The 22,905-nt window shown below is 42.2% G+C and carries 22 protein-coding genes; 17 read left to right on the top strand and 5 right to left on the bottom strand.

The window, feature by feature from the left end:
* Positions 1 to 89: 89 nt before the first annotated feature.
* Genes mce through NSS65_RS11245 form a run of 4 tightly spaced genes read left to right on the top strand, consistent with a single transcriptional unit; the run spans position 90 to position 3,585 of the window.
* The gene (gene mce / locus NSS65_RS11260) at positions 90 to 512 is read left to right on the top strand and encodes a methylmalonyl-CoA epimerase (protein ID WP_098677440.1); all 423 of its coding nucleotides are present in this window, start codon (positions 90 to 92) and stop codon (positions 510 to 512) included.
* Positions 505 to 1,968 carry an acyl-CoA carboxylase subunit beta gene (locus tag NSS65_RS11255; RefSeq protein WP_098677441.1) on the top strand — a complete coding sequence of 488 codons (1,464 nt, stop codon included), beginning with the start codon at positions 505 to 507 and terminating at the stop codon, positions 1,966 to 1,968. Before mce ends, NSS65_RS11255 begins: the two co-directional genes overlap by 8 nt.
* Before the next feature lie 16 nt (positions 1,969 to 1,984).
* Positions 1,985 to 3,106 (top strand): tripeptidase T, encoded by a 1,122-nt coding sequence (locus NSS65_RS11250; RefSeq protein WP_041117918.1) that lies wholly within the window; start codon positions 1,985 to 1,987, stop codon positions 3,104 to 3,106.
* Positions 3,107 to 3,120: 14 nt separating this feature from the next.
* On the top strand, positions 3,121 to 3,585 hold the full coding sequence (locus NSS65_RS11245) for a chemotaxis protein CheW (protein ID WP_024422912.1): 465 nt from the start codon (positions 3,121 to 3,123) through the stop codon (positions 3,583 to 3,585).
* A 36-nt stretch (positions 3,586 to 3,621) separates the two neighbouring features.
* Here the strand turns inward: NSS65_RS11245 and NSS65_RS11240 are convergent, their stop codons facing one another.
* Together NSS65_RS11240 and NSS65_RS11235 are read right to left on the bottom strand one after the other, a co-directional pair.
* The gene (locus NSS65_RS11240) at positions 3,622 to 4,401 is read right to left on the bottom strand and encodes a membrane protein insertase YidC (protein ID WP_046312291.1); all 780 of its coding nucleotides are present in this window, start codon (positions 4,399 to 4,401) and stop codon (positions 3,622 to 3,624) included.
* A 66-nt stretch (positions 4,402 to 4,467) separates the two neighbouring features.
* Positions 4,468 to 4,749, bottom strand: a complete 282-nt coding sequence (locus tag NSS65_RS11235) for a hypothetical protein (protein ID WP_024422910.1) — start codon at positions 4,747 to 4,749, stop codon at positions 4,468 to 4,470.
* A gap of 180 nt (positions 4,750 to 4,929) precedes the next feature.
* Here NSS65_RS11235 and NSS65_RS11230 point away from each other — a divergent pair, with 180 nt between their 5' ends.
* The 10 genes from NSS65_RS11230 (at position 4,930) to NSS65_RS11185 (ending at position 15,049) form a co-directional block, all read left to right on the top strand.
* Positions 4,930 to 5,922, top strand: a complete 993-nt coding sequence (locus tag NSS65_RS11230) for a carbon-nitrogen hydrolase family protein (protein ID WP_034280773.1) — start codon at positions 4,930 to 4,932, stop codon at positions 5,920 to 5,922.
* A gap of 149 nt (positions 5,923 to 6,071) precedes the next feature.
* Entirely contained in the window at positions 6,072 to 7,316 is a 1,245-nt protein-coding gene (locus NSS65_RS11225) for a DNA polymerase IV (protein WP_217008850.1), read from the top strand.
* Positions 7,317 to 7,414: 98 nt separating this feature from the next.
* The gene (gndA, locus tag NSS65_RS11220) at positions 7,415 to 8,824 is read left to right on the top strand and encodes an NADP-dependent phosphogluconate dehydrogenase (protein WP_034280291.1); all 1,410 of its coding nucleotides are present in this window, start codon (positions 7,415 to 7,417) and stop codon (positions 8,822 to 8,824) included.
* Positions 8,825 to 8,940: 116 nt separating this feature from the next.
* The gene (locus NSS65_RS11215) at positions 8,941 to 9,789 is read left to right on the top strand and encodes a GRP family sugar transporter (RefSeq protein WP_034280777.1); all 849 of its coding nucleotides are present in this window, start codon (positions 8,941 to 8,943) and stop codon (positions 9,787 to 9,789) included.
* Positions 9,790 to 9,801: 12 nt separating this feature from the next.
* The gene (locus NSS65_RS11210) at positions 9,802 to 10,587 is read left to right on the top strand and encodes an SDR family oxidoreductase (RefSeq protein WP_034622353.1); all 786 of its coding nucleotides are present in this window, start codon (positions 9,802 to 9,804) and stop codon (positions 10,585 to 10,587) included.
* Between the two features lie 140 nt (positions 10,588 to 10,727).
* Positions 10,728 to 11,039 carry a PTS sugar transporter subunit IIB gene (locus tag NSS65_RS11205; RefSeq protein ID WP_024422905.1) on the top strand — a complete coding sequence of 104 codons (312 nt, stop codon included), beginning with the start codon at positions 10,728 to 10,730 and terminating at the stop codon, positions 11,037 to 11,039.
* A gap of 3 nt (positions 11,040 to 11,042) precedes the next feature.
* Positions 11,043 to 11,375, top strand: a complete 333-nt coding sequence (locus tag NSS65_RS11200; protein ID WP_326134808.1) for a PTS lactose/cellobiose transporter subunit IIA — start codon at positions 11,043 to 11,045, stop codon at positions 11,373 to 11,375.
* A 25-nt stretch (positions 11,376 to 11,400) separates the two neighbouring features.
* A complete protein-coding gene (gene celB, locus NSS65_RS11195) occupies positions 11,401 to 12,747 on the top strand; it encodes a PTS cellobiose transporter subunit IIC (RefSeq protein WP_034280299.1) in 1,347 nt (448 codons plus the stop codon).
* Entirely contained in the window at positions 12,731 to 14,137 is a 1,407-nt protein-coding gene (locus NSS65_RS11190; protein ID WP_070326517.1) for a glycoside hydrolase family 1 protein, read from the top strand. The genes celB and NSS65_RS11190 overlap by 17 nt, the downstream gene beginning before the upstream one ends.
* Positions 14,138 to 14,326: 189 nt before the next feature.
* Positions 14,327 to 15,049: a GntR family transcriptional regulator gene (locus NSS65_RS11185; protein ID WP_326134807.1), complete on the top strand. Its 723-nt coding sequence runs from the start codon at positions 14,327 to 14,329 to the stop codon at positions 15,047 to 15,049.
* Between the two features lie 47 nt (positions 15,050 to 15,096).
* Here NSS65_RS11185 and zwf read toward each other — a convergent pair whose 3' ends face one another.
* A complete protein-coding gene (zwf, locus tag NSS65_RS11180; RefSeq protein ID WP_034280304.1) occupies positions 15,097 to 16,572 on the bottom strand; it encodes a glucose-6-phosphate dehydrogenase in 1,476 nt (491 codons plus the stop codon).
* Between the two features lie 221 nt (positions 16,573 to 16,793).
* Between zwf and rnz the strand changes: the two genes are divergently transcribed.
* Both rnz and NSS65_RS11170 read left to right on the top strand, forming a co-directional pair.
* Complete coding sequence (rnz, locus tag NSS65_RS11175) at positions 16,794 to 17,723, top strand: ribonuclease Z (RefSeq protein WP_326134806.1); 930 nt, start codon at positions 16,794 to 16,796, stop codon at positions 17,721 to 17,723.
* Positions 17,724 to 17,862: 139 nt separating this feature from the next.
* Positions 17,863 to 19,170, top strand: coding sequence for an aminotransferase class I/II-fold pyridoxal phosphate-dependent enzyme (locus NSS65_RS11170; protein WP_098677445.1), 1,308 nt, complete (start codon positions 17,863 to 17,865; stop codon positions 19,168 to 19,170).
* A 46-nt stretch (positions 19,171 to 19,216) separates the two neighbouring features.
* On the opposite strand, the gene NSS65_RS11165 is transcribed toward NSS65_RS11170, so the two are convergent.
* Together NSS65_RS11165 and namA are read right to left on the bottom strand one after the other, a co-directional pair.
* On the bottom strand, positions 19,217 to 19,981 hold the full coding sequence (locus NSS65_RS11165; protein WP_046311700.1) for an alpha/beta hydrolase: 765 nt from the start codon (positions 19,979 to 19,981) through the stop codon (positions 19,217 to 19,219).
* A gap of 120 nt (positions 19,982 to 20,101) precedes the next feature.
* Positions 20,102 to 21,118, bottom strand: coding sequence for an NADPH dehydrogenase NamA (namA, locus tag NSS65_RS11160; protein ID WP_081124558.1), 1,017 nt, complete (start codon positions 21,116 to 21,118; stop codon positions 20,102 to 20,104).
* A 140-nt stretch (positions 21,119 to 21,258) separates the two neighbouring features.
* Here namA and NSS65_RS11155 point away from each other — a divergent pair, with 140 nt between their 5' ends.
* Positions 21,259 to 22,872: a M20/M25/M40 family metallo-hydrolase gene (locus NSS65_RS11155; protein ID WP_144496204.1), complete on the top strand. Its 1,614-nt coding sequence runs from the start codon at positions 21,259 to 21,261 to the stop codon at positions 22,870 to 22,872.
* Positions 22,873 to 22,905: the final 33 nt, after the last annotated feature.

Below are 22,905 nucleotides of genomic sequence, written 5' to 3'. Positions count from 1 at the left end.
TAACCGAAGATTTTTGCGACAAGCGCACTTGTCTTTATTTTATCTGGTTTTTTCATATGCGACAAGTGATCAGCAAAGGAAGTGAACGGATGAACCAAATCGATCATATTGCCATTGCCGTCTTTTCTATTAAAGAAACATCTCAAACGCTTCATCAGCTATTTAACTGGCATTTTTCAGACATACAAGAGATTCCTGAGCAGGAGATTAAAGCGTCCTTCGCTTTACTTGATGATCTGCACATTGAATTAATTGAGCCCATCTCAGCCCGCAGTAAACTACATACCTTTTTAACAAAAAGAGGAGAGGGGCTCCATCATATTGCGTTAAAGTCAGATGACATTCAAATGGATCTTAGCCGTCTCGATCACCTTGGCGTGGAGCTTCTCCAAAAAACAGCACAGATGGGCGCCGGCGGAAAGCAGATTGCATTTATTTCACCTAAAGAAACGTCAGGTGTGTTATTTGAATTGTGCGGGTCCTTGAAAGGAGAGAAACATTGCGATGAATGAATCGTTCAATGACTTGACTGAATGGCGGAATAAAGCGTTAATGGGCGGCGGCGAAAAACGAGCAGCCGCTCACAGAAGCAAAGGAAAGCTGACGGTTCGAGAGCGGCTGCATGAACTTCTTGACGAGGGCAGCCTGATGGAAATTCAGTCATTTGCAACAGGCGGTCTGTCAGAGCATGTTGGTGACGGTGTCGTCATTGGAACGGGACTCATTCATGGTAAGCCTGTCTGTGTTTATGCACAAGATGCAACCGTATATGGGGGCTCTTTAGGCGAAATGCATGCGAAAAAAATAGCCTCTTTAATGGATCTGGCAGCTAAAAATCAGATGCCGGTCATCGGTCTAAAAGACTCAGGTGGTGCGAGAATTCAAGAGGGTGTGGTATCATTAGAAGGATACGGACAGATTTTTAAACGGAATGTGCTGTACTCTGGTCTAATCCCGCAAATATCTGTTATTTTAGGTTCATGTGCTGGAGGTGCAGTCTATTCTCCTGCATTGACTGATTTTGTCTTCATGACAGAGCAAACAGCTCATATGTTTTTAACTGGTCCGAAAGTAATAGAAAAGGCAACAGGAGAAACGGTCTGTCCTGACCGTCTTGGCGGTGCAAGTGTTCAGCATCAGACAAGCGGAAATGTGCACTATACTGGGGAAGATGAGAAGGACGTGTTAAAAGCGGTTCGAACTCTTTTAACGTACATACCAACGAAACAACAGGCTGTCATGCAGGCTGAAGCACGAAAGCAAGATACCGCTGATCCAGGCAGCATTTTGCCAAAGGATCCATCACGCACCTATGATGTCAAACAAGTGGTGACGGCGATAACCGATCCAGACTCATTCTTTGAAACGCAGCCTTGTTTCTCAAAAAATATTGTCACTGGTTTCGCCAGACTACAAGGAGCCTCCATTGGTGTTGTTGCCAATCAGCCAAAGGTGCTGGCAGGCAGCCTTGATCTTGACGCGGCCGATAAAGCGGCCAGGTTTATTCGATTTTGCGATGCATTTCATATTCCGATCTTAACCCTTGTGGACGTTCCTGGTTTTTTACCAGGGGAGAAAGCCGAGCATGCGGGAATTATCCGCCACGGTGCAAAGCTTTTATATGCGTACGCTGAAGCAACCGTTCCAAAAATCACTGTGATTTTAAGAAAGGCGTTTGGCGGTGCATATGTCGCGATGAATAGCAAGGGCTTAGGCGCTGACTTTGTTTATGCATGGCCAGAGGCCGAAATTGATGTCATGGGGAAAACGTTCGCAGACGAAATCGTTCATCCTGCTTCGCGCGAGACTGAGAACAAACCAAGTGTATGGAAAGCGGCTCAGACAGGTCTGATAGACGATATTTTCATGCCGGCTGAAACGAGAGAGCGATTGATCCGCTCATTTGATGTGCTTCGCAGTAAGGAAGAAGATAGACCGTTAAAAAAGCATGGCAACATGCCGCTATAAGAGGAGGAGCATCATTATGATCAATGAAAAACGCTTACTAGATGAATTTTTAGAATTAGTTCAGATTGATTCAGAAACAAAACACGAAGAGAAAATTGTTGAAGTCCTAAAAGAAAAATTCTCGCAGCTTGGTCTAAAAGTGGTTGAAGACGATTCAAAAGCGGTAACAGGCCACGGTGCAGGCAACCTTGTCTGCACATTAGAAGGAAATCAAGAGGCAGATACGATTTATTTCACTTCTCATATGGATACAGTTGTACCGGGGAATGGCGTAAAACCAGTCATTGAGGACGGCTATGTAAAAACAGATGGAACAACGATTCTTGGCGCTGACGATAAAACAGGACTTGCTGCTATGTTTGAGGCGATCCGCGTGCTGAAAGAGAAAAATTTACCGCATGGAACAATTGAATTTGTGATCACAGCAGGCGAGGAATCAGGACTTGTTGGAGCAAAAGCGTTAGATCCGAATTTGATGACAGCGAAATACGGCTATGCCCTTGATTCAGATGGCAAGGTTGGTACGATTATCGTAGCTGCACCAACACAGGCAAAAGTACGCGCAACGATTTACGGAAAAACAGCTCACGCAGGTGTCGCGCCTGAAAAAGGTGTGTCTGCGATTACCATTGCATCAAAAGCAATTGCCAGCATGCCGCTTGGCCGGATTGATGAAGAAACAACGGCGAATATCGGCCGTTTTGAAGGCGGAACACAAACGAATATTGTGTGCGATCAAGTCGATATTTTGGCGGAAGCACGCTCTTTAGAACCAGCAAAAATGGAAGCTCAAGTAGCGAAGATGAAAGAAGCCTTTGAAAAAACCGCTAAAGAAATGGGCGGAAGTGCCGATGTACAAATTGACATCATGTATCCAGGCTTCAAATTCTCACACGGCGATCAAGTCGTAGAAGTGGCGAAAAAAGCGGCAGCAAAAATTGGCCGTCCTTCAGAACTGCAGACGAGCGGCGGAGGCAGTGATGCAAACGTCATTGCAGGCAACGGCGTCCCAACTGTCAACCTAGCTGTTGGATATGAAGATATTCATACGAAAAATGAGAAAATGCCGATTGAAGAATTAGTTAAAACAGCTGAAATGGTTCTCGCCATTATCGAAGAAACGACAAATCCATCGTAAAGGCAGGAGACTCTGTGAGCACGCAAAAGATTATTATTTTTCAGGTGGGACAAGAGGAGTTTGGCATCAGTGTAGAGCATATTCGTTCGATTGAAAAGGTCCCTTACTTACAAGAAGTATCGAATCTTCCAAAAGAAATTAAAGGCCTGATGTCATTAAGAGGAGAGGTCATTCCTGTCAGTGATACAGGCGTGATGCTTCACGGAAAGCCTCTTGATGTGAACGAGCAGTCAAAGGTGCTGTTATTTGAAGTTAACGATCAAATGATTGGCTGTCTTGTCTCAGATGCAAAAGATATCATCGATATCGAGCAGAGCGAGATCAAGCCATTTCATATGAACACGAAGGCCTCTGAATATTTCTTCGGCGTTGTGGAGAGAGAAAACAAAATGATTTTACAAGTGGACCCAAATAAGTTCCTTGGGAAAATTGAGGACCTCGATCAATTGCCAGACCGGTTGAAAGAAGAGTTGGCATAATGAAAAGCCCCTTATCTTTAGATAAGGGGTTTATTTTTATTCAGCAGCTGGTTTGGCTTGTTCGTTAGCCGCAGCTTTCGTTTTTGATTTTTGGTACATGACATTTAAAATAATCGTTTGTATCGTGAGTAGTAGTCCGCTTGTCATCCAGTATAAAGGAAGAGCAGCGGGTGCATTAATTGAAAGAAACAGCATCATGATTGGGAAAATCATGCCCATTACTTTCGCTTGCTTCAGCGCAGCCTCTGTCTGGGTGCCTGATTGCTTCGCATATTTTTGCGTGACATAAAATTGCAAGAAATACATAGCCCCTGCAAAGACTGCCACCAATAAATCGGTTTGTCCTAAGTTAAACCATAAGAACGTATGAGTTGCGATCTCAGGTGTTGAGCGGATTGCTGAGTAAAAGCCAAGAACAATTGGAATTTGAATCAGCATAGGCAGACAGCCCATTGCCAGCGGGTTCACATTGTTCTCTTTATATACTTTCATCATTTCCATTTGCAGTTCTTTTTGTTTTTCAGGATCTTTCGTTTTCTTCAATTTGCTTTGTATTTGGTCAATCTGAGGTTTCACCAGTGCCATTTTTTCCTGCATGACTCTTTGCTTCTTAAATTGATTCGCAAAAAGCGGGAAAATCAGCAGGCGGACAATCAAGGTGACGAACATAATGGATAAACCATAATCATCATGGAAAAAGTTCGCAAGCCAAATGATCAGCTCAGAAAAAGGCTGAACAAAATAATGATGGAAAAACCCATCAGAGCTCGTATTCGTTTGCGCACTCGCTGCAAATGCAGGTGACGCAATCATCATCAAACATAAAGTCGTAAAAACAGTCAATAAACGTTTCAATTCGTTTCCTCCTCATGATTAAAAAATTTAATTAGTGAGAGGAAGCGAATGGTCTTCATCATCATTAGATGATCTTTTCATTCGAATGACTTTACTAATCCAAGTTGTAATGCGATCATATATGATAAACAGAAAGTCTGTTCGATTCAAGCAAGATGCGTCCAACTCTTCCAAACGATGTCCACCAAGGTGTTCGTTCATACGGCAGTCTTTTAGTAAAAACGCAATGCCGATGGCCGTCAGCGCTGGAAGAATAATCGTAAAGAATTCAACAAGGAAAAAGACTTCATTGAATGTATCAATAATCATGATTATCACATCCATTTCATTACTCACAGTGTACTATACACATGGTTAAATGTCTAACAGAACCACGTGTTTTCTCTATTAAATAAAATTCCTTATTTTGTATAAAATAGTAAATGTCATCCAAACTTCATATTTCCTATCCTATAATGAGGGGGATGAAAAGAAATGGAGGTTTTGAATATGACAAGTATTTACCCAAAGTTTCGAGCAGCTGCGGTACAAGCAGCACCTGTCTACTTAAATTTGGAAGCAACCGTTGAGAAATCATGTGAACTGATCGACGAGGCAGCTTCAAATGGTGCAAAGCTTGTGGCATTCCCAGAAGCATTTTTACCTGGTTATCCTTGGTTTGCTTTTATTGGTCATCCAGAATACACGAGAAAGTTCTATCATGAATTATATAAAAATGCAGTTGAAATCCCTAGCTTAGCCATTCAAAAAATCAGTGAGGCAGCAAAAAGAAATGAAACGTACGTTTGTATATCATGCAGTGAAAAAGATGGCGGCTCTCTCTATTTAGCTCAGCTTTGGTTTAATCCGAATGGGGATTTAATTGGAAAACACCGGAAAATGAGAGCTTCTGTAGCAGAAAGACTCATTTGGGGGGACGGAAGTGGAAGTATGATGCCGGTGTTTCAAACTGACATTGGAAACCTTGGCGGATTGATGTGCTGGGAGCATCAAGTTCCACTTGATCTTATGGCGATGAATGCCCAAAATGAGCAGGTACATGTAGCCTCTTGGCCAGGTTATTTTGACGATGAAATTTCAAGCAGATATTATGCCATCGCGACACAGACATTTGTGCTGATGACTTCATCTATATATACGGAAGAAATGAAAGAGATGATTTGCTTAACGCAGGAGCAAAGAGATTACTTTGAAACATTTAAGAGCGGGCATACGTGCATTTACGGGCCGGATGGGGAACCGATCAGTGATATGGTTCCAGCTGAAACAGAGGGAATTGCGTACGCTGAAATTGATGTAGAAAGAGTCATTGATTACAAGTTTTATATTGATCCGGCTGGACACTACTCCAATCAAAGTTTGAGTATGAATTTTAATCAACAGCCCACTCCGGTTGTGAAACAATTATATCCTCAAAAAAATGAAGTATTCACATATGAGGACATTCAATATCAACATGGTATACTTGAAGAAAAAGTGTAAATGAACGTGGAACCTTCTCTATTTTAGAGAAGGTTTTTTTGAGGAAAGATGATATAAATCAATGTATAATTGAGCATAAAAGGGATCCATCATTGTTGATATATGAGGAAACAGCTGTTCAAAATACAGGTAGACAAGAAAATGGGGTTATGCCAATGTCAAATATTATTTTCCATATAGACATGAATGCTTTTTATGCCAATGTAGAAATGGCGTATGATCCTTCTTTGCGAGGGAAACCTTTAGCCATCAGCGGAAATGCAAAAGAGCGTAAAGGGATTGTTGTGACGTGCAGCTACGAGGCAAGAGCACTAGGAGTGAAGCCCCCGATGCCCTTGTGGGAGGCGAAGCGGCTATGTCCGGGACTCATTGTCCGCACACCGAACTTTGACCGATACCGCAGCTCCTCACAAGAGATGTTTACAATACTTAGAGAATACAGTGATTTAGTCGAACCTGTATCGATTGATGAGGGCTATATTGATTTAACGCATACACCATATGCCGAGCATGCGGTAAAAACGGCTCATGATATTCAAACAAGGCTTGTAGAGGAGCTGATGCTACCTTCAAGTATCGGCATTGCACCGAATAAATTTTTAGCGAAAATGGCGTCTAATTGGAAAAAGCCAATGGGCATCACCATATTGCGTAAACGAGATGTGCCGAACATGCTCTGGCCGCTCCCTGCTGGTGACATGCACGGGGTTGGACAAAAAACGGCAGATAAATTAAAGAAAATCGGAATTCATACTATTGAAGACTTAGCGAAAGCGAATGAGTATACGCTAAAAGAATTGCTTGGCATTAATGGTCCGAGATTAAAGCAAAAGGCGAATGGTGAACATGACGGCATCGTGGACCCAGAAAGAATATACGAATTTAAATCCGTCGGCAATTCATCCACTCTGCCTCATGATTCGGATGATTCAGATGAACTTGTCACGTTAATTGATAAGCTGTCACAATCTGTGAGTGCAAGGTTAAGGAGAAAAGAAGTGATGGCAAATCGGCTGCTCATCATGATTCGGTATGCAAGCTGGAAAAATATCACGCGAAGTGTCATGCTCTCGAATCCAACGGATCGAAAGGAAGATATATTTGAAGCGGCAAAGCAGTTATTCCTTAAACATTGGAATGACCAGCCAGTGAGGCTCTTAGGTGTGACGGGGACAGACCTTGTCGAACGAAAAGCAGCTGTTAAACAGCTTGATTTATTTTCATATACAGAAGATGCAAAAGAAGAGCCCCTCCAAACCATTTTAGATGGACTGAAAGAAAAATATGGAAAGTCATTGGTGCAAAGAGGGATCACCATTAAGGAAAAAGAGAGCAAAACAAGCGGGACAAGTTTTAATAAAGATTTTTTTCAGGACGAAAGAGGAAATGACTAGCCTGAAAACTTGATAAAAGAGGTGATGTTGTGGTAATTTCAAAGGGTACATCATTTCAGCAGTAATCAATATAGTGTGTTAGAAGGGACGTCAGAATTATGTCAAAACAACAAATCGGTGTGGTTGGACTAGCCGTTATGGGGAAAAACCTTGCCCTCAATATTGAAAGCCGCGGTTTCTCCGTATCCGTTTATAACAGATCTAGCAGCAAAACAGAAGAGTTTCTTCAAGAAGCAGAAGGAAAAAACGTTGTTGGCACATACAGCATCGAAGAATTTGTTCAGTCGCTTGAAACACCGCGTAAAATTCTTTTAATGGTAAAAGCTGGTGCAGCAACAGATGCAACCATTCAATCATTACTTCCTCACCTAGAGAAAGGTGACATTTTAATTGATGGTGGAAATACATATTACAAGGATACACAAAGACGTAACCAAGAGCTTGCAGAGAGTGGTATTCACTTCATTGGTACAGGTGTTTCCGGCGGTGAAGAAGGCGCGCTAAAAGGCCCTTCCATCATGCCAGGCGGTCAAAAAGAAGCGCATGAGCTAGTGAAACCAATCTTAGAAGCGATTTCTGCGAAAGTAGATGGTGAGCCTTGTACAACGTATATCGGCCCAGATGGAGCAGGACATTATGTCAAAATGGTTCATAACGGTATCGAGTACGGAGATATGCAATTGATCTCTGAATCATACTTTATCTTGAAGCATGTTGCTGGTTTGTCAGCAGCGGAGCTTCATGAAGTATTCTCAGAGTGGAATAAAGGCGAGCTTGACAGCTATTTAATCGAAATTACAGCTGACATTTTCACAAAAGTGGATGAAGAAACAAACCAGCCGCTTGTGGATGTGATCTTAGATAAAGCTGGTCAAAAAGGAACTGGAAAATGGACAAGCAAAAGCTCACTTGATCTAGGTGTCCCGCTTCCAATCATTACTGAGTCTGTTTTTGCGCGCTACATTTCTGCAATGAAAGATGAGCGTGTGGAAGCAAGTCAATTGATCGAAGGTCCTGAGCCAGCGCAATCAGCTGAGAATAAACAAGAGCTGATCGAAGCGGTTAGAAAAGCCCTATTCATGAGTAAAATCTGCTCTTACGCACAAGGCTTTGCGCAAATGAAAGCAGCGTCTGATGAATATAACTGGGATTTAAAATACGGTGAAATTGCGATGATCTTCCGCGGCGGATGTATCATTCGTGCAGCCTTCTTACAACAAATTAAAGAAGCATATGACCGTAATCCTGAACTGAAAAACCTATTGCTTGATCCATACTTTAAGGATATTGCTCAAAACTATCAATCATCACTTCGTAAAGTCATTTCACTTGCAGTGGAACAAGGAGTTCCTGTTCCTTCATTCTCAAGTGCACTTGCTTACTTTGATAGCTATCGCACAGCTGTCCTTCCAGCGAATTTAATTCAAGCACAGCGTGACTATTTCGGTGCACATACGTATGAGCGCACAGATAAAGAAGGCGTATTCCATACTGAATGGATGAAATAAATAGAGAACGACTGAAAAACCTTACCTTTGGTAAGGTTTTTTTGTTTGTATCTTTTCGGCTAAAAATGTGAAAAAGAGGGATGCTATGTAAAAAAGACAAGAAAGTAGGGATAGAAGTGGGCATTTTATATGCACTTCTCCCAGCGATATTTTGGGGAAGTATTGTTCTCATCAGTGTCAAACTAGGTGGGAATGCGTATCAGCAAACCCTCGGCATTACGCTCGGCGCATTTTTATTTTCGATTGCAGCGTTTTTCATCAAAATGCCAGAGCTGACACCGCTTATTTTTGCGGTTTCCGTCATTTCAGGCATCTTCTGGAGTATTGGACAAATGAATCAGCTTTCAAGTGTTGCTTTTCTCGGTGTATCTAAAGCGGTTCCTTTATCAACGGGCATGCAGCTTGTGAGCACAACGCTATTTGGTGTCATGGTCTTCAAAGAATGGCAGACGATGACGGTCATACTCATTGGTTCTTGCGCCATTTTACTGATCATTGCAGGTGTTGTGATGACATCGCTCGGTCAAAAAAAGAATGGCGGCGGGGATGGCAGAGGCAATTTTAAAAAAGGGATCATTATTCTGCTCATCTCAACCGTTGGCTACGTCGGATATGTCGTCATTTTAAGATGGTTTGATATTGATGGCTGGTCTGCACTTGTCCCGCAATCCGTCGGCATGCTGCTTTCATCCTTAGCGATTAGTTTAAAGCAGGACCCATTTAGTAAATATACGTTTAGAAATATCATTGCCGGTCTTGTTTGGTCAACAGGAAATCTTGGTCTGCTTTTGGCCATTCCATTAATCGGCGTAGCCGTAAGCTTTTCAATGTCACAAACAGGGATTGTTATCTCAACACTAGGCGGCATTTACTTATTAAAAGAGAAAGCATCTAGAACAAGCTTTGTCATTGCAGGCTGCTTGATGATTATTGCAGGCGGTGTGCTGCTAGGCTTTACAAAATAGGAGGTTACACGAATGTATCCAGATTTAGAAGGAAAAACAGTTCTGATTACAGGTGCAGGTACAGGGATTGGTCAAGCGATGGCCCGCCGATTTGGACAAGAAAAAGCCAATGTGGTGATCAATTACTTCTCCGATAAAGAAAATCCGGATGATACCATTGCAGAAATTCAAAAACATGGCGGACAGGCTGTGAAAATCAAGGGAGACGTATCAAAGGAAGAGGATATGCAGGCGATGATTGATAAAGCCGTTGATACATTTGGCAGTCTTGATGTGATGATCAATAACGCAGGCATTGAAAATGAAGTACCTTCTACCGAAATGACGCTGGATAATTGGAACAAAGTGATGTCTACCAATTTAACAGGCATGTTTCTAGGGTGCCGTGATGCACTGAAGTATATGACAGATCATGGGATAGAAGGTTCGATCATTAATATGTCGTCGGTTCATCAGCAAATTCCTTGGCCTCATTTCGTGCATTATGCAGCCAGTAAAGGAGGCGCAAAGCTTTTGACAGAAACATTGGCGCTTGAATATGCCCCTAAAAAAATCCGTGTAAACAGCATTGCACCTGGCGCTATTGATACCCCGATTAATGCGGAGAAATTCGATGATCCAGCATTGAAAAAAGGCGTGATTGAGCTGATTCCAATCGGCTATATTGGAAAGCCAGAAGAAGTGGCAGCATGTGCTGTCTGGCTGGCATCAAAAGAGGCGAGCTATGTCACAGGCCTGACGTTATATGTAGACGGCGGCATGACAAAGTATCCTGGGTTCCAGGCAGGAAAAGGATAAGACAATGAAGACAAAGAGCGTAAAATACGCTCTTTTTTATATTAAATACAGACAAATAAAATTAAATGTCTAGACATTTAAAAATAAAAATATATAATATTAATTGGAAGCGCTTTTATTACAACAATGGGGTGAGAGAAATGAAACGTATTTTATTAGCATGCAGTTCGGGAATGTCTACGAGTTTACTAGTGACAAAGATGAAAGCACATGCCGATTCAATTGGGGACGAAGCAGAAATTTGGGCAGTTGGTCAAGATCAAGCAAAAAAAGAAATGGCGAATGCAGATGTTGTGTTAATCGGACCGCAAATGAGCTTTTTAAAAGGAGACCTTCAAAAAGAAGCAACAAAATACGGGATTGAGGTAGAGGTCATTGATATGCAGGCATACGGGCTTGCCGATGGACAAAAAGCGTATGAACAGGCACTTACATTGATGGGGGAATCTTAAAGGATGGAAAAGAAAACACTCGAAGGGCTCACGGAGGAACAAGTGAGCTTTCAATTGATCTTACTCAGCGGGAATGCACGCAGCAAATTGCTTCAGGCTCTGAAACAATTTCGAGAAGGTCTAGAAGAAGAAGCTTTTAGTCATATGAAAGAAGCGGAAGAAGATTTACGGCTTGCACATGACATCCATTTTCAACTCGTGCAGAAAGAGGCAGGCGGAGAAAGGGCATCCTTTTCCTTACTGCTCATGCACGCTGAAGATCACTTAATGTCGACCATTACCATCAAGGAGCTTGTGGGAGAGCTCCTGCCGATATTCCAATCGCTTAAACAATAAAGGGTGTAAACAAGGGGGGAAACCAATGTTTGATAAAATAAGTGCCATTTTGGTTCCGATTGCTGGGAGATTGAACAACAACCGCTATTTAGGCGTTTTACGTGATGCCTTTATGCTTGCGTTCCCGCTCACCATCTTTGGTTCCATTATGGTTGTGCTGATGAATTTGCCATTTTTAGATAAAATCATGAGTAAAACCGTACTGGAAGGCGTCCAGTCTGCACTGAATATCGCACCGAGTGCGACCATCAGCATTATGAGTGTGTTTGTTGTATTTGGGATCGGCTACTATTTATCAAAAAGCTATGATGTAGAAGCTGTCTTTGGCGGCGTGATTGCTTTAGCCTCTTTCTTGCTTCTAACTCCGTTTTTACTAGAACAAGAAGGCGGTGCAACGATTGCAGGCGTTATCCCAGTTGATCGTTTAGGTGCAAAGGGAATGTTCCTAGGAATGATCACAGGCTTTTTGTCTGCTGAAATTTATCGTTATTTTGTCCAGAAGAAATTTGTGATCAATATGCCGCAAGGGGTTCCGCCAGCTGTTTCCAAGTCTTTTGCTGCACTGATCCCGGCTACTTTGACACTTACAACCTTTTTGTTTATTAATATCATCATTACACAAGGCTTCAAAACAAATATGCATGATTTGATTTATCATGCCATTCAGGCGCCGCTTGTCGGTCTTGGAAGCGGTATCATTCCGACGTTGATCGCTGTTTTCTTTATACAAATTCTTTGGTTCTTTGGGCTCCATGGCCAAATTATTATCAACTCTGTCATGGATCCGATTTGGAATACATTGTCCATACAAAACCTAGAAAGCTATACAAAAACAGGTGAGGTTCCTAATATCATCAGCAAGCAGTTTATTGAAATTTATACGGTTGGAATGGGTGGAACCGGTATGACGCTTGCTGTTGTGTTTACGATTTTAATTTTCCTGAAAAGTAAGCAATTAAAACAAGTAGCCAAGCTTGGCTTAGGACCAGGATTATTTAACGTCAATGAACCGATTATCTTCGGTTTACCGATTGTCATGAATCCGCTTATTCTCATTCCGTGGATTTTGGCGCCAATGGTCATTACATGTATTACTTATTTTGCGATGGCATCAGGCATTGTACCGCCGCCGACAGGCGTGAATATCCCATGGACAGTACCGATCTTTATTAGCGGAATGATGGCAACAAATTCACTAGCGGGCGGTCTGCTTCAGCTGTTTAACCTGATGATTGTGTTTGTCATTTGGTTCCCGTTCCTGAAATTTATTGACCGTATGAATGTGAAAAATGAAAAAATAACGACAACAGAAAAAACGAAGGCAGCAAATATCAAAGGCGAAGGAGACTCAATACATGTCGATGGAAACTAACAAGCAATCATATACATTCCCAGAAGGTTTCTGGTGGGGATCTTCTGCTTCTGCGACGCAAACAGAAGGGAGCGTCCCCGGCGATGGAAAGGGACCGAACATTTGGGATCATTGGTTTGAACAAGAGCCGACTCGTTTTTTTGATGGCGTAGGGCCGGACGTGACATCTCAATTTTATCGAAAATATAAAGAGGATATCCGTCTCATGAAAGAAATTGGCCACAATTCATTTCGGCTGTCGATTTCATGGTCACGCCTCTTACCTGAAGGAACAGGTGCCGTCAATGAAGAAGCGGTGTCTTTTTACAATGATGTGATCAATGAACTGATTGCACATGATATCGAGCCATTTGTGAACCTATACCATTTCGATATGCCAATGGCGCTTCAGGAGAAGGGCGGCTGGGTGAACAGACAGGTGGTCGACGACTATGTCAGCTATGCGGCATTATGCTTCCAATTATTTGGTGACCGGGTGAAAAAATGGTTTACCCATAACGAACCGATTGTGCCTGTAGAAGGCGGATATATGTATAGCTTTCATTATCCAAACGAAGTCGATTTCCAAAAGGCTGTACAGGTCGGTTTTCATGAACTTTTATCAAATGCGAAGGCGATTGCGGCTTATAAAAAGCTGCAGCAAGGCGGTAAGATTGGCATCATCCTAAACCTGACTCCTTCGTACCCGCGAAGCCAGCATCCGCGCGATGTAGAAGCAGCAGAGATGGCAGATGCTTTCTTTAACCGTTCCTTCTTAGATCCTGCGGTGAAGGGGCATTTCCCGGAAAAGCTAGTAGAAGTCTTAAAGAAAGAAGGCTTTATGCCAAGTATGGAAGAAGGGGACCTTGAGCTCATTCGAGAGAATACGATTGATCTTCTTGGCATCAACTATTATCAGCCAAGAAGAGTGAAAGCGAAAGAGCATATGCCGCACCCTCAAGCACCATTTATGCCGAACCATTATTTTGATTCTTTTGAGATGCCGGGAAGAAAAATGAATGTGTATCGAGGCTGGGAAATCTATGAAAAGGGCATTTATGACATATTGAAAAAAGTCCAAACAGACTATGATAATATTGAATGTTTTATTTCTGAAAATGGCATGGGTGTCGAAGGAGAAGAGCGGTTTAAGGATGAAGAAGGAATGATTCATGACGATTACCGCATTGACTTTATTTCTGAGCATCTCAAATGGGTGCATCAAGCCATTCAAGAAGGAAGCAATGTGAAAGGCTATCATCTATGGACCTTTATGGACAACTGGTCCTGGTCGAATGCATATAAAAATCGTTATGGATTTGTCTCAGTCGATCTTCAAAAAGACGGGAAACGAACGATTAAGAAAAGCGGATACTGGTTTCAATCCGTTTCAAAGAATAACGGTTTTTAATCAAAATACTTGCTCTTTCCTTGAAAAGAGCAGGTATTTTTCTTATGTGACGGGAAGTGGATGAAACAAAAATGGCTGGCACCTTTTAAGCTCACATCCCTTAGTGTAAAATGAGAGGAAGGCTAAAAAACGCCATATTTCCTTCTAGAATAAAGCGCTATGAAAAAACAAGTCAGTTGGTGGTGTGAGATGAAGAAGTATGAACTCATTTCAGAAGAAATCAGAAAACGAATAGGAACAGCATATTATCCAGAAGATCAACCCATTCCAGATGAAAACTCGCTTGCCGCCGAATTTCAATGCAGCAGAATGACAATGAAACGTGCGCTCGATCTTCTCGTTGCAGAAGGTCTGCTCTTTAGAAAAAGAGGCCACGGTACATTTATTGTAAAGGCAGCGCTCAATCAAGGGGCAATCAATGTATCAGGCCATGAAAATAAAGGGTTCACAAAGGTCATGGCAGATAAAAACGTCACGACTCAAATCATTCATTTTGATGTCCATTTTCCAAGCGAAGAGGTGGCAGCCCACTTATCTATTGACTCAACCACACCTATTTATGATATCATCCGGCTCCGTCTTGTGGATGAAGAGCCTTATGTATTAGAAAAAACGTTTATGCCTATTAATCTCATTAAGGGCATAGATGAAAAAGTTCTACTGGGTTCTATCTATGGCTACATTTCAAATCAGCTTCATTTAAAAATAGCAGGAGCGCACAAGAAAATTAGAGCGGCTAAATCAGATCAGCTGGATCAGCAGTATTTAGGGTGTGACCCCACAGATCCTGTGCTTGAAGTCGAGCAGGTTGCTTATTTAAACACCGGGCAGCCGTTTGAATATTCATTTAGCCATCATCGCTATGATAAATTTGACTTTTCAACGGTTGAAATAACGAAAACAGGACGTTAAAAAAAGAGCAGAACCCCCAAGGGAGACTGCTCTTTTTTCATATGATTTTATATATTCCACCAATGGTATCCATCTTTTTCTAGAAGCTCATCAGCTTCTTTCGGTCCCATAGAACCAGCAGGATAGTTTGGTTTTAATGTTTTGCTTTCTGCCCATTTCTCAGAAATCGGATCAACAAAGTTCCAAGAAAGTGCCACCTCGTCCCAGTGAGCAAAGTTTGTCGCATCGCCTAGCAAGCAGTCATGAATCAGCTTTTCATATGCTTCTGGTGTATTCATGATGTCGTTATAGTTTGTTTGGTAGTCGAGCTTAATCGGTTTCGCATACGTGCCGCCATCCAGCTTGCGAGCATTTAAGTGAAGGGTGATGCCTTCATCTGGCTGAATATGAATGACGAGTAAGTTTGGGTGCATGGCATTCCCGTTTCCATAGTACAGGTTCATGGGAATGTCTTTAAATTGAACCACGATTTGAGTAGATTTCTTTTCTAACCGTTTTCCTGTCCGAATGTAAAATGGCACCCCGGCCCATCTAAAGTTATCAATCAGCAGTTTCCCTGCCACAAATGTTTCTGTGTTTGAGTTCGGGTCAACATTTTGCTCTTCCAGATAAGAAGGAACGACATTGCCATTCATCGTACCAGTATCATACTGACCGCGGACAAAGAATTGATCGACCTCATCTTTAGAGAAAGGACGAAGAGCGCGCAGTGCTTTCCGTTTTTCGCTGCGGATTTCCTCTGTATTCAGTTTAATTGGCGGCTCCATTGCTAAAAGGGCAACCATTTGAAGCATATGGTTTTGGACCATATCTCTTAGTGCACCAGAATTTTCGTAATATCGAGCCCGGTCTTCAACCCCTAAGGATTCACTGGATGTAATTTGAATGTTTGAAATATAGCGGTTTGTCCAAAGTGGTTCAAAAATGGCATTTGCAAAGCGGATGACTTCAATGTTTTGAACCATTTGTTTACCAAGGTAGTGGTCAATACGATAAATTTGATCTTCTGTGAATGCATCACGAATTTCTTCATTTAATGTTTTGGCACTTGGCAGATCGTGCCCAAATGGCTTTTCAATGACAAGTCGTGACCAGCCGGTTGTTTCTGATACGCCCTCACTCTTTAGGAACTTCGCAATCGTTCCGAAAAATTCCGGTGCCATAGCTAAATAGAACATGCGGTTATTTGGAATACTGTACGTATCTTCAAGGCCTGTTAAAAGCGTGTTTAGCGATTGATAGGAAGCAGGGCTTGATACGTCAAAATCGTGATAATAGAAATGTGAAATGAATTCCTCTGTTTTTGCTTCTGCATCATCAGAAGAAACAGATTCCTTTACCACAGCTCTTAGGTCCTCATGAGACCACGGGCGGCGTCCAACTCCGACAACAGCGAATTGATCACCTAGCTTTCCGCTATGGTAAAGTCTATGTATAGAAGGGTAGAGCTTGCGTTTGGCAAGGTCTCCTGTTGCGCCAAAAATGACAATGACTGCTTTAGGGTTGTTAGTTTCTGTATTCACGAGAAGTACCTCACTTTATTCGTAGCATTGTTGTAAAAACCGAGAATGTATGTACATTTTCTTTATTTTAAAGCTTCATTGTTCGTAAAGCAAACATTTGATTCGACTTTTTCTGCTCTCGTTTCACTTTTTTCAATAATTCCGCTGAATTCACATTTACCTTGTCTTCATGTATTCTATATGAATGAAGATATTGTATACCGGCTTTAGGAGGAAAAGTAATGGAACTGCTCTTTTTAGGAACAGGTGCAGGCATACCTGCAAAAACAAGAAACGTCACTTGCACAGCGCTAAAGCTTTTAGAAGAAAGAAATGCAGTGTGGCTTTTTGATTGCGGAGAAGCAACGCAGCATCAAATCTTACATACAACGATTAAACCGAGAAAGATCGAGAAAATATTTATCACACATATGCACGGTGATCATGTATATGGCCTTCCGGGACTCCTTGGCAGCAGATCCTTTCAAGGCGGGGAGGATGAATTGACGATCTATGGACCAAAGGGCATCAAGGCCTTTGTGAATGCAGCACTTTCAGCTACACAAACGCATTTGACATATCCGCTGCATATCATAGAAATAGATGAAGGGATCGTCTTTGAAGATGATACCTTTCAAGTAGAAGCAAGAAGAGTCTCTCACGGGATTCCAGCTTACGGCTATCGGGTTGTGGAAAAAGATATGCCTGGTTCATTAAAAGCCGAAGACCTAAAAGAAATCGGTGTAAACCCTGGACCTTTGTATCAGAAGTTGAAAAATGGGGAAACCGTGACACTCGAAGATGGAAGAACCATTGATGGAACCGATTATTTGGAACCCCCTAAAAAAGGGAGAATCGTTGCATTTTCAGGAGATACCCGTTTGTGCGAGAATATAACAAGGCTTGCCAAAAATGCGGATGTGTTAGTCCATGAAGCAACATTCGGTAAAGAAGATGCAGATTTAGCCTACAATTATTATCACAGTACAACAGAACAAGCAGCGAAAACAGCACAGGAAGCGGGCGCAAAAAGGCTCATTTTGACCCATATAAGTGCACGTTACCAAGGAGAAGAGGCACTGAAACAACTGTTGAAAGAAGCCCGCGATATATTCCCGCTGACAGAAGCTGCACATGATTTCTCTTCTTTCCCCATTGAACGCACCCTGTAAAAATTGGATGAATCGTCAAAAAAAGTTGTGTGATTTTTTTGATATTTATGATGACGCTCTTTTTCAGGTAGTGGTAAAATGGTGAAGAAAAAACAAATGACGAATTAAACTATGAAGAATACGGGAGGCACAATCAAAGATGAGCGGTTTTACAGCATTAAGTGAAGCAGAATTGAATGACCTATATGTGGCACTACAAAATGAGTATGAAACTTACAAAAGTAAAAACTTGCACTTAGACATGTCTAGAGGGAAGCCTTCACCAAAACAGCTCGATTTGTCTATGGGCATGCTCGATGTTGTGACATCAAAGGATGCAATGATAGCTGAAGATGGCACAGATGTGCGAAACTATGGCGGCTTGACAGGCCTTCCTGAAACGAAGACATTTTTTGCAGAAGTACTCAATTTAAAGCCAGAACAAATCATCATCGGCGGTAATTCTAGCCTGAATATGATGCATGATACCATTGCACGTGCGATGACTCACGGCGTATGTGACAGCAAAACTCCTTGGGGAGAGCTGCCAAAGGTAAAATTCCTTGCACCAAGCCCAGGGTATGACCGTCATTTTGCCATTTGTGAGCTATTTAACATAGAGATGATCACGGTCGATATGAAGGCTGATGGACCTGATATGGATCAGGTAGAAAAATTGGTCGCAGAAGATGAAGCGATTAAAGGCATTTGGTGTGTACCGAAATATAGCAATCCAGACGGCATTACGTATTCAGATGAAGTCGTTGACCGCCTAGCTTCAATGAAAACAAAAGCAGACGACTTCCGCATTTTTTGGGATGATGCATATGCAGTCCACCATCTAACGGATACACCTGATACGTTAAAAGATATTTTTCAAGCAATTGAAGAGGCAGGATACCCGAACCGTGTGTTTATGTTTGCGTCTACGTCTAAAATTACATTCCCAGGCTCAGGTGTTGCACTGATGGCGTCTAGTCCTGACAATGTAAGCTTCACTCAAAAGCAATTATCGATTCAAACGATCGGACCAGACAAAATCAATCAACTAAGACATCTTCGTTTCTTCCAAAATCCAGAAGGTTTGAAGGAACATATGAAAAAGCATGCGGCGATCATTAAGCCAAAATTTGACCTCGTTCTTTCCATTCTTGACGAAAAACTTGGCGGGAAAGACATCGCTGAATGGCACAAGCCAAATGGTGGATATTTCATTAGTTTAAATACACTTGATCATTGTGCAAAAGCTGTTGTGCAAAAAGCAAAAGAAGCAGGTGTCACAATGACAGGTGCAGGTGCAACATATCCATATGGAAAAGATCCGCTTGATCGCAACATTCGCATTGCACCAACATTCCCGGCTCTTGAAGAACTAGAGCAAGCGATTGACATCTTTACATTATGTGTTCAGCTTGTCAGCATTGAAAAGCTGCTTTCTGAAAAAAGTCAATCTGCTCCAACGGCATAAATAGAAGAAACTCCTTGACTCATAACGGGTCAAGGAGTTTTTTATTTTAATTAGCTGTTTGATAATAGGAGACAGGTTGTTTGGCTGCACACCATACATCATAGATAGCAAGCTGTACAATATGCGGTTCATCATGATGAATATAGTGCGAGCTGTTTTGCGCCTGAATCCATCCGCTTTGGGATGACAAAGACAGCATGCGTTTATGAAGTCTGAGCCAAGCTTCATGAGCTGGGTGAAACAATCGGCTCTTACCTGATGAAATGACAAGAAGCGGCATCATTCCAAAATGAGTTTGCTCCTCTTTCATTGTGCTTAACATTTGCTGAAAGTCCTCATGCGTACATTCTGCTGTAAACTGCGCCATATATGAAGTGCGTTCTTCCTTTGATAAAAGCGGCAGGATCATCTGCTCTTGCTCCTCGCTTGCTGGGTCTAACAGCACCATGCCAATGACATCATCTCCTCTGCGGCTTGCCCATAACCGGCTGACAAGAGAGCCAAATGAGTGAGCGACAATAAGAAATGGCGGCTGAATATTGGCTTCTTTCAGCAGCGCATCTAAATCATCAGCGAGGTCATGCAAGGTTCTTCCTTCACCGCTCTCACTGCTCTTTCCATTTCCTAAACGGTCGTATAAGAAAACCCCAAGCTCTGGGTCAATATCACGTGCCATATTCGACCACGTATCACTAGAAATGCCGTAGCCTGCTTCAAAGATAATCGTGGCTTGCCTTTTGCCTTGACGATGTTTTGTATAAAAGTGGTGTCCATCTATATGATACATTTTTTCAATCATTACCGAATTCATTCTTCCATCTCCTCTAAGCAGTTCTTTAGCTAAAAGACGGCACAAAAGGCAGATATGTTTCTCTTAAAAACAAAAAAGATGCCTATTTCGAAAAATAGACACCTTTTTTCCTAAGAGCTTTTACCAAGCGCGATCATATTGACGCGGGCTTTCGATGGATGTACGGAGTTCTTGAGCAGCTGTTTTTGGGAAGTATGGATCCCGTAAAAACTCTCTGCCAATAAAGATCAAATCCGCACGCTGATTTTGTAAAATCTCCTCTGCCTGTACACCAGATGTGATGAGACCGACAGCAGCTGTTTGAATGCCGGCACCTTCTTTTATTTTCTCTGCGAATGTGACTTGGTAGCCGGGGAATGTATTGATTTTCGCCTGTACGACAGCACCTGAGCTGACATCGATTAAGTCGACACCTTGCTCTTTGAGCCAAGTGGCAATCCCGATATAATCTGCAATATCAAGTCCTTTTGTCGTGTAATCAGAAGCCGACACACGGACAAATAAAGGTCCGTCCCATACGGTATTGACTGCATCTACGACTTCTCTTAAGAAACGATAACGGTTCTCTGGTGAACCGCCATAGTCGTCTGTTCGGTGGTTCGCCAGCGGTGAAAGAAATTCATTGATCAAATAGCCATGTGCACCATGAATTTCAATGATGTCAAAACCCGCTTTTTTTGCCCGTACAGCTGCATCCTGAAACGCCTGAACGGTATCTTTGATTTGGTCAACAGACATCTCGACAGGGGTTTTAGATGTTTCATCAAATGGGATGCTTGATGGTGCAAGAATGTCTCCATCAAGTTCAGCCTTACGTCCTGCATGGGCTAGCTGGATGGCTGTCTTCGTTCCGTATGCTTTGATTTGTTCGTTTAATGAAGCGAAACCTTCAATGTGCTCATCGCTCCAAATACCGAGGTCTTGATCACTAATTCTTCCCTCGGGAGATACAGCACTGGCTTCCACCATGATGAGACCAGCCTGACCTTGTGCACGGGAAATATAATGTGTGAAGTGGAAAGGCTGTAATTTCCCATCACGGTCATAGGATGAATACATACACATCGGGGACATCACGATGCGGTTTTTCAGTGTAACACCTTTTAATGTCCAAGGTGAAAAGAGTTTTGTTTCCAAATACCTTCGCCTCCTCATGGAATTGTATAGCCGATTATAACAGCCATTCAAACTTTCGTCATAAAAGGTGCTCAAAGAATATAGCTTTTATACACGTTTTTGTATAATGGAGAGATAGAGACATCAAAGGGGGAGAACGGATGAAATGGCAAACAGAGAGTGAACTAAAGGAGCTCCTGACAGCTCTTATGCAGTATGAAAGTATATCAGGTACAACAGGAGAAGTCGCGTTAGCGGAATATTTATATTATTTGCTGAGGGAGCGGCCTTATTTTGAGCAGAACCCTGATCATTTGGCTTTGCATCCGATGAAAGATGGCCGGTATTATTTAACGGCACTTGTGAAGCGAAGTACGCTGCAGCGTACCGTGCTGCTTCTTAGTCACTTTGATGTAGTCGATACAGAAGATTACGGCGAATTTCAAAACATGGCATGCAAGCCTGAAGAGTTAATGACTTCCTTTTCGCAAAAAAGTGAGCTTCTTCCAAAGAGGGCAAGAGAGGACCTTGCTTCAGGCGACTGGCTGTTTGGAAGAGGGGCCATGGATATGAAAGCAGGTCTCACCGTACAGCTTTCTATGCTGGAAAGAGCGATGACAGAAACATTTGATGGAAATGTCCTGCTCGTCACAGTTCCTGATGAGGAAGTAAATTCACAAGGAATGCTTGAGGCTGTGCCGAAATTAAAAGAGCTTAAAGAAAAACATGATCTTGACTATACCGCGTGTTTAAACAGTGAGCCGATGTTTGAAAAGTATCCAGGGGATGAACATCATTATATGTATACAGGCAGTATAGGAAAGGTATTAGCCGGATTTTTCTGTAAAGGGATCGAAACGCATGTAGGAGAGCCTTTCTCAGGCTTAAATGCGAATTGTATGGTATCTGAACTAAACCGGCTGTTAGAGCTCAATAGTGACTATTGTGAGGAAGCAGATGGTGAAGTAACGCCGCCTCCAACGAACTTAATGCAAAAGGACTTGAAAGAAGCCTATTCCGTTCAAACACCTCACACAGCCGTATCTTTATTTAATGTGCTCATGATGAAACGTTCAAGTGAAGAACTGCACGGACTTCTCTATGAAACTGCGAAACAAGCAGCAGACCAAATCGAGGCAAATCTTCGGCAGAAAACAGCTGACTTTCAGCGCTTTAAACACTTTACACCAATAGACACTCAGGTGACGGTTCTCACATATCACGAGCTGTATCAAAAAGCCGCAGATCGCTCTGGTGAACAGGAAGTCGAGCGCATTGTCAACTATGCATTCGCCAACCGAGGTGAACTTGGAGATCGTGATTTTTCAACGAAAATTGTCTCGGAGCTGACGACACTATGTAAGGAAGAAGGACCGCTGATTGTTCTATTTTATAGTCCGCCATTTTACCCTTCGGTGTCCTCAACAGAAGATACGCATATTCAGAAGACATTCAAGAAGATTCAAAAAGAGGCAAAAGAGGTATATGGACTTGAAGTAGAGGAAGTGAAATATTTCCCGGGATTGTCTGATTTAAGTTACTTACAGCTCGAAAAGCAGGAAGTAGGTCATTATACAACCAATATGCCGCTTTACCAAAAAGGCTATTCTTTACCGCAAGGAGAAAAGGAAGCCCTTTACGTTCCAGTCATCAACGTAGGTCCACTAGGAAAGGACCCGCACAAATGGACAGAGCGGCTGCACGTCCCGTTCTCTTTTGGCACTTTGCCAGAATTATTAGAATCAACGATTCATGCTTTATTAGAGAAAAAGTAAGTAGATGTAATGAAGAGCCCTATCTTAATGATA

The organism is Bacillus sp. FSL K6-1006, assembly GCF_038593175.1.
In the GTDB taxonomy this organism is placed as follows: domain Bacteria; phylum Bacillota; class Bacilli; order Bacillales; family Bacillaceae; genus Bacillus; species Bacillus safensis.
This window is presented reverse-complemented; position numbering and strand designations above follow the sequence as displayed.